Origin of the sequence: Providencia sp. PROV175, from assembly GCF_032707045.1 — a bacterium.
Taxonomy (GTDB): domain Bacteria; phylum Pseudomonadota; class Gammaproteobacteria; order Enterobacterales; family Enterobacteriaceae; genus Providencia; species Providencia hangzhouensis.
Genome location: NZ_CP120533.1, coordinates 845,351 through 860,596 on the forward strand (window position 1 = coordinate 845,351; position 15,246 = coordinate 860,596).

Genomic DNA, 15,246 nt, shown 5'->3' on the forward strand with positions numbered 1-15,246 from the left:
ATTCATTTAAAGCCCGCGATAGCGGGCTCAGACTGCTGACAAACATATTATGTTTGGCGGCAAGTCTAATAGGTTTTGAAAATAAACTAGGAAAATCAATTTATTGATTTTCGGCTGATAACACAAAGCGGGAAAAACCACGCTTTTATCCTGCTTTGTCAACAACCTCAGCCCGCGATAGCGGGCTAATTTTTACTGATTTATTAATGCTTCAAGTTGTTCTCGATTGATGATTTTTCTATCAACTTTAACATAAGCACTAAATTCCTCATCAACGACAAGCGCTTCCATCACCCCTTCTTGAGCTTGTAACTTTTTCTCAAGGGCTCTTGTATCTCCAATATGGTTGGGTAATTCAATACGAATACTGCTGACATAAGGAGGCTGCTGCATGGTCAGGCTAATGATAAACCAGATAATGGTCAAAATTAAACCACCAATAAAAACGGTACTAGCCCCTTCAAAACTATATAACCACCCACCAACAATCCCCCCAATGGCAACGCCTAAAAACTGGCTGGTGGAGTAAACGCCCATGGCAGTTCCTTTATAACCCGCAGGTGCTTCCTTGCTTATTAGTGATGGTAAAATGGCTTCCATGATATTGAAAGCGATAAAAAATAGTTGAATACCTAAGAAAATCACCCATAAGTGATTGCCAGAAAACCATAAGGTAATTTCGGCCAATGCTAAAACTGCAATACAGAATAAGAAGACTTGTTTCATTTTGCGGTATTTTTCCGCATAAATAATGAAAGGAAGTACGGTGACAAAAGCGATTAACATTGTGACTAAATAGGCTTTCCAATGGTCTTTCGCTAAAAAGCCAGAGTCAGTCATGATAAGAGGCAGAGCAACAAAACTGGACATCAGTAGGGTGTGTAAGCTGAGGATCCCTATATTTAATTTGAGTAATTGGGGGTGCATTAAAACCGCTTTTAAATTACCTTGCACAAATGCAGACTCACGATTTAAGACATGAGTATTAGTATTAGGAACAACAAAAACAGTCACTGCAATAGCACCAACTGCAAGTAGCGCTATCCCCCAAAATAAGCCACTTAAACCAACCCAATTAGCGATAATTGGGCCAAGTACGAGGGCGATAGCAAAAGTTAAACCGAAACTAATACCTAAAAATGCCATGGCTTTAGTGCGATTTTGCTCTCGAGTTAGGTCAGAAAGTAATGCCATGACGGCAGCAGAAATTGCTCCGGCGCCTTGTAAAGCCCGCCCAATAATAATTCCCCAAATAGAATCGCTTAGTGCTGCAACGATACTTCCGATAATAAAAATAACTAACCCAATAATAATTAAAGGTTTCCTACCAATTTTATCTGACATTAAACCAAAAGGGATTTGAAAAACGGCTTGGCTAAGGCCATAGATACCAATAGCAACACCCACTAAGAACTCGCTAGCACCTTGTAAATGCATCCCATAGCTGGTCAAAATAGGTAATACCATAAACATTCCAAGCATTCGCAAGGAGAAAACGGAGCCTAATCCCCAAGTGGATCTAAGCTCTGCGGATGTCATTTTGTTATCATTCATTTTTATTCTTCATATTTCGTGCTGTAGCGGTGTTGACTTCTCTCAGCTAGTTAGGTCACACATTAATAAATACAACAAGTTGAATAAATACGTATATGTTGTGGCAATATGTTTTTAATCTCAACCTATTAGCATTTTAATAGTGCATTTGATATCTAGCTTATCAATAGCAAGCGGCTATTTAACCATAAAATAGATTCATAAGGATAGGCAGAATAAGTAAAAGTGAGTTGTAAAAGCAGTTAGGGACAAATAAAAACGGCGGGGAAGGCCCGCCGTTTAGACATCGTTATCATCAGTAAACAGATAAGTTATCTGACGAGAGCTATAACAGTATCGCTTGAAACGATAGGGTCAACTGACATCATTACGCTCAATGAAGTAATCGCTACGATTGAGAAAATGAACAGTTTTCTTGCCCAGACCCGGTCGTCATTTTCGGTTTTGAAGCCCGAAATTGCCATACCTAGCCACCATAAGCTGACTGCTGCACCTACGATGAGGTACTTATAGCCCGCGTATCCACTGATAGCTAACATTAATGTTGCGACCATAAACGCTAGGATATACAGGAAGATGTGCGTTTTCGCGACGGAAATTCCTTTAATAACCGGTAACACAGGAATGTTTGCGGCTTTGTAATCCTTAAAGCGGAAGATAGCAATGGCATAAGAATGAGGCATTTGCCACAAACTGAATATCAATAATAGGATAAGTGCACCCATATCGAATTCATTCGTAACAGCGCAGTAACCGATAACTGGTGGTGCCGCGCCTGAAAGACTGCCAATCAGTGTGCCATAAACGGATTTACGTTTCATATATAGGCTATAAATACCTACATAAACAATGAAACCGATAACTGCAAGCAGCATTGCCAGAGCATTGGCTGCTACAAGTAGCAGCACCATACCAGCAATACCTAATGCAGCAGCGTAAATCAGGCTAACTTTCGGATCAATCAACCCTTTAACTAAAGGGCGATTCTTCGTTCTTTCCATGATACGGTCGATATCACGGTCGATGTAGTTGTTAAAAACACAACCAGAAGCCACGACCAGTGATACACCCAGCAAAGTCGCAACGAACAGTGGGTAATCAATTGACCCTTTTGAAGCCAATAAAAAACCACCGATCACAGAAATCAAGTTTCCGAATATAATTCCTGGTTTGGTCACTTGCAGGTATTGCTTAAACATATCGGCAACTCTTTAATCGAGCATCATATTGATGTTCAGGTTGTACATAATCCACAGTGAGCCAATGACCACAATGCCAACAATCAGCATGGTGAACAGGAAGGCAACTAAATTCCAACGCTCATCTGATGATGTATTCATATGTAAGAAACAAACCAAATGAACTAGAATTTGCACAACCGCCATGCCTACAACAGTCCAAAGGATTGCTGAAGTTGACGCTGTACCTTCCATCACCATCCAGAAAGGGATCACTGTCAGGATAACTGATAGGATAAAGCCAATCAGGTATGTTTTAACGCTACCGTGGCTTGCTCCAGTGTGAGCATCTTTTGCATGACTCATTTAAATAGCCCCCAGAAGATAAACAACGGTAAATACACAAATCCACACAACGTCTAAGAAGTGCCAGAACAAACTTAGGCAGTTTAAACGTGTTTTGTTGACATCAGTCAGGCCACGGCGAGTGACTTGGATCATCATGATAATAATCCAGATCAGGCCCGCAGTTACGTGTAGACCGTGAGTCGCAACGAGTGCGAAGAAGCCAGATAAGAAACCGCTACGGTCAGGACCAAAGCCTTCTGCAATCAATTCATGGAACTCATAGATTTCCATGATGACGAAGCCAAGACCTAACAGGAACGTTGCAAACAGCCATAAGTTAACAGCAGCTATCTTACCTTTGTGCATCGCTATCATTGCGAAGCCGTAAGTGATACTACTCACTAACAGTAAGAAGGTTTCGCCTAATACGAACTTCAGACTGAAGATATCTTTACCAGCAGGTCCGCCAGCAGTTCCATCGGCCAAAACAACATAGGTCGCAAACAAACAAGCAAACAGAATCAAGTCGCTCATGATATAGAGCCAGAAACCGAATACTTTTGTTCCACCTGCATCGTGGTGCCCATGCTCAGCATGGGCGATATTTTGGTTAGTCATTGTATTAGTTGACATCGTTCACACCTGCCTTACGCAATTCTTCAAAGTGCTTATTCTCGATTTCTTCGATTTCAGCCACAGGTACGTAGTAATCAACATCTTCGTCGAAGCTTTTTGCAATCCAAGTTACGATCATTCCACCGAAACCAATGATTGCGAGCCACCAGATGTGCCAGATCATTGCGAAACCTAAAACTAGGCTAAATGCAGCGATAATAACGCCTGCGCCTGTGTTTTTCGGCATATGAATTTCTTCATATGAAGTTGGTTTCTTATGAGCAAGGCCTTTCTCTTTCAGATCCCACCATGCATCGCGGGTTTGAACGTGTGGTTCAATCGCAAAGTTATAGAAAGGTGGTGGAGAAGATGTCGCCCACTCAAGTGTACGTCCACCCCATGGGTCACCGGTTAAATCACGGTTTTCATGACGGTCACGGATACTCACAATGATTTGGATAACTTGGCATGCAATACCGATTGCGATTAACGCAGCACCGCCTGCAGCAACAACTAACATTGTGTGGTAAGTCGGGTCAATATTCTGACTTAAACGACGGGTCATACCCATAAAGCCAAGAATGTACAGTGGCATAAAGGCTAAGAAGAAACCGATGATCCAGAACCAGAAGGCACGAACACCCCATTTCTCATTTAGCGTGAAGCCATATGCTTTCGGGAACCAGTAAGTCATACCCGCGAAGCACCCGAATACAACACCACCAATGATAACGTTATGGAAGTGAGCAATCAGAAATAGACTGTTATGCAGAACGAAGTTTGCACCTGGAACAGCAAGCAGAACACCAGTCATACCACCAACAGAGAAGGTGATGATGAAACCGATAGTCCACAGCATAGGTGATTTAAACTCGATACGGCCTTGGTACATGGTAAACAACCAGTTGAAGATCTTAACCCCTGTAGGGATTGCGATAATCATTGTGGCGATACCGAAGAAGGCGTTAACGTTAGCTCCTGAACCCATCGTAAAGAAGTGGTGCAACCAAACGATGAAGGACATAACGGTAATAACGATTGTCGCCCAAACTAATGAGGTATAACCGAATAAACGTTTTTTCGAGAAGGTTGCTGCAACTTCAGAGAATACACCGAACACTGGCAGAACAAGGATATACACCTCAGGGTGACCCCATGCCCAAATCAGGTTGATGTACATCATCATGTTGCCGCCCATATCATTAGTGAAGAAATGGGTGCCTAAATAACGGTCTAACGTCAGAAGCGTTAATGTAACAGTTAAGATAGGGAAAGCAGCAACAATCAATACGTTAGTACATAACGCAGCCCAGCTGAATACAGGCATTTTCATCATCGACATACCCGGCGTACGCATACGGATAATAGTCGCGATAAAGTTAACCCCTGTTAATAGTGTACCAATACCGGATATCTGGAGACTCCAGAGCCAGTAATCGACCCCGACCCCAGGGTTGTACTCCAAGCCGGATAATGGCGGATAAGCCAACCAACCAGTTTGTGCGAATTCACCTACCCCTAGAGAGATGTTGATTAACACAACACCAACAACAAAGAACCAGAAGCTCAATGAGTTAAGGAATGGGAACGCAACATCACGTGCACCAATTTGCAGAGGCACAACTAAGTTCATCAGACCGACAACGAATGGAGTTGCCATGAAGAAAATCATGATAACGCCGTGTGCGGTGAAGATTTGGTCATAGTGATGAGGATTCAAGAAACCCTCTTGGCCAGCAGAAGCAAGAACTTGCTGCCCACGCATCATGATAGCATCCGCGAAGCCACGGAATAACATAACCATTGCGACAATGATGTACATGACACCAATTTTCTTATGGTCAACAGAGGTTAACCATTCTTTCCACAACCACTTCCATTTACCAAAGTAAGAAATCACACCTACTAAGCCAAGTCCACCTAGGACAATAGCAATCAGGGTGACAACGATAATCGGCTCATGGAGCGGAATTGCATCTAGTGTTAATTTTCCGAACATGCCCTTATTCCTCAGCGCCAGCAGCATGAGCACTATGGCTCATTTGCATTGAATTGCCTGTAGCATCGTTATGGTTAGTCATTGAATGACTTTGATTTTCTACAGGAGCGTGACCTTTATGGTGCTCATGACCAAACTTCAGAACGATATCTTCATAAAGTTTAGGCTTCACGCTAGAGAAGTAGGTAACAGGAACGTTCATGCTTGGCTTAGCGACTTCGTCGAATGCCTGCATGGTATCCATTGTTTTAGGAGAAGCTTTTACCTTTTGTACCCACTCATCAAAACCTTGACGGTCTGGAGTTGCAATAGCATTGAACTTCATGTCAGAGAAACCGTGGCCACTGTAGCTTGCTGAGAAGCCTTTGTAGGTACCTGGTTCATTAGCGATTAAATGAAGTTTAGTTTGCATACCTGCCATCGCGTAGATTTGGCCACCTAAAGATGGAATGAAGAATGAGTTCATCACCGAATCTGACGTGATTTTGAAGTTAACTGGCACACCTGTAGGGAATGCGATTTCATTAACTGTTGCAATGCCTTGCTCTGGATAAATAAATATCCATTTCCAGTCAGCAGAAATAACTTCAATAGTGACAGGTTCCTGATCACTCACTAATGGCTGATACGGGTCCAGCTCATGTGTCGTCTTCCAAGTGATAGCACCTAGAATAATGATAATGATGATAGGAACGGTCCAGCAGACTAACTCAATTTTATTTGAGTGAGCCCAATTAGGACGGTAGGTTGCTGACGTGTTGGATTCACGGTATTTTCTTGCGAAGATAATCGTCATGAAAATAACAGGAATAACAACAAGTAGCATTAAGCCAATTGCAATAAGAATTAGCTCTTTTTGTTTAACGCCAACGGCGCCTTTTGGATCCATCAACACCATATCGCAACCACCTAGTAGTAAGGCAGCTACAACGAGTGAGATTGCTCCGATGCTTTTTTTGTAGTTCATAAGTCTCATCCACGACCCCAAATGACAAAGATTCTAATTGTCGTTTCATCAGTGCGGGCATTTTACGGTAAGGTTATGCGAGTGTAAATGATTGTAAGGCAAAGAAACTGAATTGTTAGCTCTTTATGTTAATATGATCACATGTAATGAACTTATAAACAAAAAGTTAAAATTGATACGAATTATAAGTATGTGTTGATAAAACTCTATTAATACTAAATTATCTTGGTAATTTTTCAAAGAAAAATATATACAAAAGAAATAAAAAAAGAGGGAAACTGATATAAATGATTAGCAATATGCTAAGGGAAATTACAGTTTTTAGTGCCGATAAAGCTATTTTAGTTGCTTTATCGGCCAAATGATAAAAAAAAATTTTATTTTACTGATAGAAAAAAGAAATTTGTTAAATTTTGATCCAGTTTTCTATATCGAATTAAAATGTGTACTTTAATGTATAAATGATTGCATCCTGATAGAAGGTATCCCCTAATTTATTATCTGCATAGCGGTATTGTACCCCTGCAGAAACATGATTTGTAGCATTCCACCAAAAAGCAAGAGCGCCATTTATGCCATTACTCTTACCGCCGTTATAGCGTTTGTTCCTAGCAAACTCCATTTCATGCCAGTTTGTTATCATGAAATTTTCTTCGAATGCGCTGAAATTATAACCGGCTACCCAACCTGCGACATATCCATTATTACCGGAATAGAATGTCTGATCGGTGTAATTAAGAGCAATAAAAGGCTTAAACCATAAGTCACCGAATGCAGTGTTATAACCAATACCATATAAGGTGTTCACATCGTGGAAATTACCACCATACTTGGCTCCCGGTAATGACCAAGTACCATAAACGTGTCCATATAAGTTAAAACCAGTGTCACCTAAGTAAAAGCGGCCTGTTGTTTTAATTGTATAACGTTTATTCCGCCCTGAATCGGTATGTTGGCTGTGGAATGGATTTTCGAGATCAAAAAAACCATATAACTCACCCCAATTAAAATTGGCCCCACCTTCAAGTTCAATATAGGCAAAATCTTTTTTACGTGTCGTTTTTTCTGTTTTGGTTTCAGTGCGATGTGACCAATCTAAATAGTTTATATTGACATCAGCAAAGCCATTTTTATAGCCAATAATATCGTCAGAGTATGCTGTACCTGCTAGAGAGATTAAGGCGGTAATGTAAATGATTTTTTTCATAGATAGATTATCTTCGCTTAATAATTGATGAGGTTTAGCAGTTTGCTAGTTGTTAACACTTTAATTAACCTATTTGTAACTTGTGATATATTAGGCTTGAAAATTGCAATTAAGAAATATTTTACACGAACAAAGTGATCTTAATCACGATTTTTTGATGATTTTAGTTTGTTTTGTTATTTGGAACTGATTTGTAGTAAAGATCAAATTCCCTAAATAAATAAACTTTACTTAGGGAATTTCGAGGTGAATAAGTTAATGTGTTAATGTATAGAAAGGGTTATTGTTGTACTGTTTTACGAACGGCGAGGAAATCCAAACTACCACCAATAACTAAACTGATAGCACCAATGCTAATACCTGTATTAAAGATGAGGTTTTGGTAATGAGGCAAGCTCAGCCAAAATTCAATTTGTGTCGTAAATAAATAAATTCTCATATCACTAAATGAAAATACAAGTAATGAGAGTAGCCAAATAGCAAGGCAGCTTACGGCAGTAATAAGTGCATATACGGCAATACGATAGCCTCTAGTGTACAATTGACGTCGTTGAAATAGCCCTGTTGTTTGTGTGTAAATTAAGGATGTTCGGCAAGCTAATAAAAGCAAAACGCCAGGAACAGCAACCGCGATTGAAATAAGGTAGAAAAGTGGCCAGCCATAGTTACTGACAAAAATACTCGCGACTGGGCCAATGTAAACACGGCCAACAGCAGAAAGAGCAGAAAGAAGTGCAAACTGTGTTGCAGATAACGACTTATTACATAATGTCATTAAGAGGGCGACAAACGCAGCAGTTCCCATTCCAGAGAAGATATTTTCTAGAAATATAATCGACCCCATGGTTAAGATATTAGGTGGGGTTATCGCTAAGAACCAATATCCGATATTAGAGCCGCCTTGTAGAAGCCCAAAAATAAATAGAGCTTTAAATAAGCTCATATTTTTCATTAGGTAACCACCAAGTAATGCCCCAACTATAGTTGCTGCCATACCTACAGTTTTATTGACGGTGCCTACTTCACTTAAACTAAAGCCAAGCGCATTTAATAGAAAGTTGGTGTTGAGCGCCATGACAAAGGCGTCACCGAGTTTGTAAAAAACTAATAGAAGTAAGATTAGCCATGCATTGTTCCGGCTAAAAAATTCAGCAAGTGGCTCGTAAATCGCTTTTTTTAGCGAGGTTGGTGCAGCACCGCTCTCTTCAGGTTCTTTTGCGAGCAATGTTGCGATAACACCGATAATCATCAACCCTGCCATAACTAAATAAAGTTGTTTCCACGTTAAAAACTTATCCGCTAGCCAAAGTGCAAGCCCACCAGAAACGAGCATGCTGATCCGGTACCCCATAACGGAGGTTGCCGCACCAATTCCGCGTTCTTCAGCACTGAGTAAATCAGTTTTATAGGCATCAAAAACAATGTCTTGTGAGGCTGAACAAAATGCAACAGTAACCGCTAGCGCAGCAAGGTACCACAAATGCTCTGAGGGGTTCATAAAGCCCATAGCGACAATGCTGATAATCAACAGAATTTGCGTGGTTAATAGCCATCCTCTTCGACGACCAAGAAAGGGCGGAGTATAGCGGTCCATCATTGGGGACCAAAGAAATTTCAACACATAAGCCTGTCCGACTAATGAAAAGAAACCAATAGTTTTAATATCGACATTTTCAACAGTTAGCCAAGCTTGTAATGTACCTGCAGTTAAAGCTAAAGGTAGACCAGAAACAAAGCCTAAAAGGATTAAAGTGATGTTATTTGGTAGAGTAAAACGAGGCATTATTTCCCTCTAAGCCAGTGTGATATTGCTACAATACATTGCGCTGCAGAGGTATTGGCTGCGCTATGCTACCCAAACTCAATCAGTGAGAGCTTAGGTAGCTTAATACTTAATGATAATGATTGCTCAGTTAATAGCGTGAATTTTGTCTGATAAAATCGGTGATTTCCTGGTCTGTTGCCATATCTGCAATTAAATCAGTGAGTGCGCTATTGATAGCTGTTGCTATCTTGTCATTATTGGCTGCTAATAACTCTTGTGTATTAAAATTGCGGGTAAATGAACGTGTTTTTGTCGAACCATTTGGGGCTGTTGCAATAATACTCACACTGGAGTTTACGGTAATATTATGGCGCAAGCTGCCTTCACTGACTTTGGTATCGAGTTTATTCAATTGAACGACTAGATTCACATTTGCCGGTGATGTCACCATAAAGCCACGTGCAGCCATTTGTTTTTCGACGGCTTCTTGCATCAGATAACGAGGATCGCGTGAAGGGTTCAGTACGACTAAACTGCCATTGCGGTTGACTTCCGCTAAGGATTTATTCGTACGATTGTCTACACTGCTAACACTGATTGAAGTTGCATTCAGTGTGGGGTTTTTTGTAGGTAAAGCTATCTTAGGCTCAAGTGATAATGTATTGCTGCTGGTTGCACAGCCCGCAAGAAGAAATAACCCTAAAAGTGGAAAACACAGTTTTCTTAACATAATTTTTTCCAGTTCATCTTTCCTAATTGAAAATGTTTCGTTATGGTGCGGGTAGCCGTCGTTCAATATAAAGCTTAGCGGCTTATTTATCCTAAACTGTTAGACAACAATTTTTGAAAAAATTCGCATCAATGTGCCGCTATCATAACATTGGCAAGTTATTATCGGATATTTCTATAATAAGAAGATAGCAATAATCAACACGTACAATAAAAGATAATTGCCTCTGAGCATAATTTTTAATTAAGGAGCATTTTATGGTCGCTAATGCAGCTCAAAGTATGCAACCTCTTGTGAGCCAAAAATTACAAGCTGCTTTCGAACCGACACATTTGGAGGTAATTAATGAAAGCCACCAACACAATGTGTTACCGGGCTCTGAAAGCCATTTCAAAGTTATTTTAGTGAGTGATAAATTTGAAAATAAACGAATGCTTGCCCGCCACCGCGAAATTTATGCTATTTTAGCCAGCGAATTATCGGGAGGGATCCATGCCCTTGCTTTGCATACATATACGCAACAAGAGTGGAATGAGCTTGCTGACACTGCGTTAAAATCACCTGCTTGTCGTGGTGTCGGCGGTGTTAATCGGTAATTTTTTGTTTCAGTTAATACACTGAAACTATGCTTTACATAATCAGCCATGCTCAATGATGAGCTTGGTGAATGTTTTTTCTTCACTTTAGGTGAAAAAACAAAAAATTTAGTCAGAAAAGTCACAAATAATGAGGAAAAAACGCTTCTTTTCTCAGCTTTTCTCGACTCAGGGCGCATGCATCGGTATAATGCTGCGTCTAATTTTCAGTAAGGTTTCGGGACGCTTCTGATATCAGGGATTGACCGTTACGAAAGTAACGCCCCCGGTTCTGGAAGGGAGACAGCCGTTATGATTTAATGGCATAACTCTGGAGTAGACCGATCACTAAGATTTATTTTGAGGTAAGAAGATGCAAGTTTCTGTTGAAACGACTCAAGGCCTTGGGCGTCGTGTAACAATCACCGTTCCTGCCACTGATATTGAAAAAGCAGTTAATAGCGAATTAGTTAGTGTTGCTAAAAAAGTACGTGTTGATGGTTTCCGTAAAGGGAAAGTACCAATGAACATCGTTAAACAGCGTTACGGCGCGTCTGTTATGCAAGACGTTCTGGGCGATGTAATGCAACGTAACTTCATCAACGCAATTATTGAACAAAAAATCAATCCAGCGGGTGCGCCTAGCTACAAACCTGAGCAACTCGAAGACGGTAAAGATTTTGTTTATTCAGTTGAATTCGAAGTTTACCCAGAAATCGAATTAACAGGTTTAGAAACGATTGAAGTTGAAAAACCAGCTGTATCTGTAAAAGATGAAGATCTGGAAAACATGTTAGAAACTCTGCGTAAGCAACAAGCGCAGTGGAAAGAAGTTGAAGCGGCAGCAGAAGCTGACTCTCGCATCACTATCAACTTTACCGGTTCTATCGATGGTGAAGAATTCGAAGGCGGAAAAGCAGAAGATTTCGCACTCGTTATGGGCGAAGGTCGTATGATCCCAGGCTTCGAAGAAGGTGTTGTTGGTCATAAAGCGGGTGAAGAATTCGATATCGAAGTTAACTTCCCAGAAGACTACCATGCTGAAAACCTGAAAGGTAAAGCGGCGAAATTTGCTATTGTTCTGAAGAAAGTAGAACAACGTGAACTGCCTGAATTCACTGAAGAATTCATCAAGCGTTTTGGTATCGCTGATGGTTCTTTAGATGGCCTGCGTGCAGAAGTACGTAAAAACATGGAGCGTGAGCTGAAAAATGCCGTGCGTAACCGTGTTAAAGCACAAGTTCTTGATGGCTTAATCAAAGCTAACGACATCGAAGTTCCAGCAGCAGTTGTTGATGGTGAAATTGATGTTCTGCGTCGTCAAGCGGCACAGCGTTTTGGTGGCGACGAAAAACAAGCGATGGAATTACCTCGTGAACTGTTTGAAGAACAAGCAAAACGTCGCGTAGTGATCGGTCTGCTGTTAGGCGAAGTGATCAACAAAAACGAACTGAAAGCTGACGAAGATCGCGTTAAAGCGCTGATCGAGGAAATGGCTTCTGCGTATGAAGATCCAGCTGAAGTTATCGAATACTACAGCAAAAACGAAGAGCTGATGAATAGCGTTCGTAACTTAGCTTTAGAAGAACAAGCTGTTGAAACTGTATTGGCTGTTGCTAAAGTGACAGAAAAAGAAACTAACTTCACTGAACTGATGAACCAAGTTCAAGCAGGTTAATTCTTTCTTGCTGTACAAAATAATGAAACCCGTGGTGTAATACTACGGGTTTTTTGTCAATTAAAGCCTTTAAATTATCACTTTAGCGAATTTAATTAGGATACCCTTGAAAAACACATTTAAACCCTAATTATATTATCTATACTTCAAGTAGTCTAAGTGGGGCTTTAATTGCAATTTGAACTATTTTGAATAGCTTAATATTGTAGAAAATAGTGATATTAACTAATCGAGTTATTTCGTCATTTTTGAAAATCAAGTATGGTTTTCTAATGGTATAATTCCGTGTAACCCAATAGACTTGTGTTAAACTCTTTTACAGAGCGTCTTGTTTACTGCAGCATACTTAGCTGCATTTTCTTCTTATTTCGCCAGTTATTTGGTTAAATATTAGCTAAACTAGAAAATAAGAGAATTGAAAGAGCCTGCAGACACAGGAATTTTTTAAAACCGTTGTTTGTGGCATGATCTCTGCTCAAAATAGCAGGCAGACAGCAAATTAGGCGCAAGCACCGGAACGTTTTTAATAGGAGATTTCGATGTCACATTTTGGCAGTCAGGAACAATTAGCATCTCAAATGGCCCTTGTGCCTATGGTCATAGAGCAAACTTCTCGTGGTGAGCGCTCGTATGATATTTACTCACGTCTATTAAAAGAACGTATTATCTTCCTGACCGGTCAAGTGGAAGACCATATGGCGAATTTAATCGTCGCTCAGATGTTATTCCTTGAAGCAGAAAACCCTGAAAAAGATATTCATTTGTATATTAATTCACCGGGTGGCGTTATTACCGCAGGAATGTCAATTTACGATACGATGCAGTTTATCAAGCCTGATGTAAGTACTATTTGTATGGGACAAGCTTGTTCCATGGGGGCTTTTTTATTGACGGCGGGTACCAAAGGTAAACGTTTCTGCTTACCAAATTCACGCGTGATGATCCACCAACCATTAGGGGGTTATCAAGGTCAAGCGTCAGATATCGAAATTCATGCTCAAGAAATTCTTAAAGTGAAATCTCGAATGAACGAGCTAATGGCTCTACATACTGGTAAATCCATTGAAGAAATTACTCGAGACACAGAGCGTGACCGCTTCTTATCTGCAAATGAAGCAAAAGAGTATGGTTTAGTCGACCAAATTTATAGTAGCCGTTAATGGGTTAACTTTTGGTATAATTAGTTCATACCATAAACTATTTTAAAGAAAATCGTTGTTTTGTTTTTTAATTGAATGAAAACAAAACAATATGGATAAAAGTGAGGTCAACTGATGACAGATAAACGCAAAGAGGGGACAGGAAAACTGCTTTACTGCTCTTTCTGCGGAAAAAGTCAGCATGAAGTTCGTAAGCTGATTGCCGGTCCGTCAGTCTATATTTGTGATGAATGCGTAGATTTATGTCTCGATATCATCCGTGAAGAAATAAAAGAACTTACGCCGCATCGCGAGCGTAGTGAGCTGCCTACGCCACATGAAATCCGACAGCATCTTGACGACTATGTCATCGGCCAAGAAAAAGCGAAGAAAGTCTTAGCGGTTGCGGTATATAACCATTACAAGCGCTTGCGTAATGGTGATAAAACCAGTGATGGCGTTGAATTAGGCAAAAGTAATATTTTGCTAATTGGCCCAACCGGTAGTGGTAAAACGCTTTTAGCTGAAACTTTAGCGCGTTATTTGGATGTACCATTTACAATGGCTGATGCAACGACATTAACTGAAGCTGGTTATGTCGGTGAAGACGTTGAAAATATTATTCAAAAATTACTACAAAAGTGCGATTACGATGTTGAAAAAGCTCAACGTGGTATCGTATATATTGATGAAATTGATAAAATTTCACGTAAGTCAGATAACCCATCAATTACCCGTGACGTTTCTGGTGAAGGTGTGCAACAAGCCCTTCTGAAACTAATCGAGGGAACGGTTGCAGCAGTACCGCCACAAGGGGGACGTAAACACCCTCAGCAAGAGTTCTTGCAGGTTGATACTTCAAAGATCCTCTTTATATGTGGTGGGGCATTTGCAGGGCTCGACAAAGTAATTGGCCAGCGTTTAAATACCCGTTCAGGTATCGGTTTTGCTGCCGAAGTGAAAGGTGAATCAGATAAAGCAACGGAAGGTGAGTTATTAACTCAGGCAGAGCCAGAAGATTTAATTAAATTTGGTTTAATTCCTGAATTTATTGGCCGTTTACCTGTTGTTGCAACATTAACTGAATTAAGTGAAGAAGCATTAATTCAGATTCTGCAAGAGCCTAAAAACGCTTTAACTAAACAATATCAAGCCTTATTTAGCCTTGAAAATACTGAACTCGAATTCCGTGAAGAAGCACTAAAAGCAATAGCTAAGAAAGCTATGGCACGTAAAACCGGAGCTCGTGGTTTACGCTCTATTGTTGAAGCTGCATTGTTAAATACGATGTATGACCTTCCTTCAATGAGTGATGTTGAAAAAGTTGTCGTTGATGAAAACGTCATTAACGAACAATCAGAACCGCTATTGATATATAGCAAACCTGATGCTCAAGCTTCTGGCGATAACTAATCCCATATAAAACGTTCAATAGTTAATCAAACGAAATGAGGGGTTTCCCTCATTTTGTTTTTTATGTTCAACTAGCCA

Annotated in this window: 13 protein-coding genes; 4 read left to right on the forward strand and 9 right to left on the reverse strand. The window is 40.3% G+C overall.

From position 1 onward, the window contains the following. Nucleotides 1-192: 192 nt before the first annotated feature. The 9 genes from P3L44_RS03580 to P3L44_RS03620 all read right to left on the reverse strand — a co-directional run bounded on the left by P3L44_RS03580 (nt 193) and on the right by P3L44_RS03620 (nt 10,363). Complete coding sequence (locus P3L44_RS03580; protein WP_140172110.1) at nt 193-1,554, reverse strand: MFS transporter; 1,362 nt, start codon at nt 1,552-1,554, stop codon at nt 193-195. Between the two features lie 311 nt (nt 1,555-1,865). After that, nucleotides 1,866-2,753 (reverse strand): heme o synthase, encoded by an 888-nt coding sequence (cyoE, locus tag P3L44_RS03585; RefSeq protein WP_004905461.1) that lies wholly within the window; start codon nt 2,751-2,753, stop codon nt 1,866-1,868. Between the two features lie 12 nt (nt 2,754-2,765). Further along, complete coding sequence (locus P3L44_RS03590) at nt 2,766-3,098, reverse strand: cytochrome o ubiquinol oxidase subunit IV (protein ID WP_004905459.1); 333 nt, start codon at nt 3,096-3,098, stop codon at nt 2,766-2,768. Continuing rightward, a complete protein-coding gene (locus tag P3L44_RS03595; protein WP_004905456.1) occupies nt 3,099-3,713 on the reverse strand; it encodes a cytochrome o ubiquinol oxidase subunit III in 615 nt (204 codons plus the stop codon). After that, entirely contained in the window at nt 3,703-5,694 is a 1,992-nt protein-coding gene (cyoB, locus tag P3L44_RS03600; RefSeq protein WP_036958554.1) for a cytochrome o ubiquinol oxidase subunit I, read from the reverse strand. The genes P3L44_RS03595 and cyoB overlap by 11 nt, the downstream gene beginning before the upstream one ends. Before the next feature lie 4 nt (nt 5,695-5,698). After that, nucleotides 5,699-6,670, reverse strand: coding sequence for a cytochrome o ubiquinol oxidase subunit II (cyoA, locus tag P3L44_RS03605; protein ID WP_140172112.1), 972 nt, complete (start codon nt 6,668-6,670; stop codon nt 5,699-5,701). 427 nt (nt 6,671-7,097) lie between these two features. After that, nucleotides 7,098-7,868 carry an outer membrane protein OmpK gene (locus P3L44_RS03610; protein ID WP_125891979.1) on the reverse strand — a complete coding sequence of 257 codons (771 nt, stop codon included), beginning with the start codon at nt 7,866-7,868 and terminating at the stop codon, nt 7,098-7,100. A gap of 280 nt (nt 7,869-8,148) precedes the next feature. Then, nucleotides 8,149-9,651 carry a muropeptide MFS transporter AmpG gene (ampG, locus tag P3L44_RS03615; protein ID WP_272661665.1) on the reverse strand — a complete coding sequence of 501 codons (1,503 nt, stop codon included), beginning with the start codon at nt 9,649-9,651 and terminating at the stop codon, nt 8,149-8,151. A 130-nt stretch (nt 9,652-9,781) separates the two neighbouring features. Continuing rightward, nucleotides 9,782-10,363, reverse strand: a complete 582-nt coding sequence (locus P3L44_RS03620; RefSeq protein ID WP_094962142.1) for a YajG family lipoprotein — start codon at nt 10,361-10,363, stop codon at nt 9,782-9,784. A gap of 257 nt (nt 10,364-10,620) precedes the next feature. Here P3L44_RS03620 and bolA point away from each other — a divergent pair, with 257 nt between their 5' ends. The 4 genes from bolA to clpX all read left to right on the forward strand — a co-directional run bounded on the left by bolA (nt 10,621) and on the right by clpX (nt 15,168). Then, nucleotides 10,621-10,959 (forward strand): transcriptional regulator BolA, encoded by a 339-nt coding sequence (bolA, locus tag P3L44_RS03625; RefSeq protein ID WP_140172113.1) that lies wholly within the window; start codon nt 10,621-10,623, stop codon nt 10,957-10,959. Between the two features lie 352 nt (nt 10,960-11,311). Beyond that, the gene (tig, locus tag P3L44_RS03630; RefSeq protein WP_004905445.1) at nt 11,312-12,616 is read left to right on the forward strand and encodes a trigger factor; all 1,305 of its coding nucleotides are present in this window, start codon (nt 11,312-11,314) and stop codon (nt 12,614-12,616) included. 539 nt (nt 12,617-13,155) lie between these two features. Further along, the gene (clpP, locus tag P3L44_RS03635; RefSeq protein WP_004905443.1) at nt 13,156-13,776 is read left to right on the forward strand and encodes an ATP-dependent Clp endopeptidase proteolytic subunit ClpP; all 621 of its coding nucleotides are present in this window, start codon (nt 13,156-13,158) and stop codon (nt 13,774-13,776) included. A gap of 114 nt (nt 13,777-13,890) precedes the next feature. Then, the gene (clpX, locus tag P3L44_RS03640; RefSeq protein WP_094962144.1) at nt 13,891-15,168 is read left to right on the forward strand and encodes an ATP-dependent protease ATP-binding subunit ClpX; all 1,278 of its coding nucleotides are present in this window, start codon (nt 13,891-13,893) and stop codon (nt 15,166-15,168) included. The last annotated feature ends 78 nt before the right edge of the window (nt 15,169-15,246 follow it).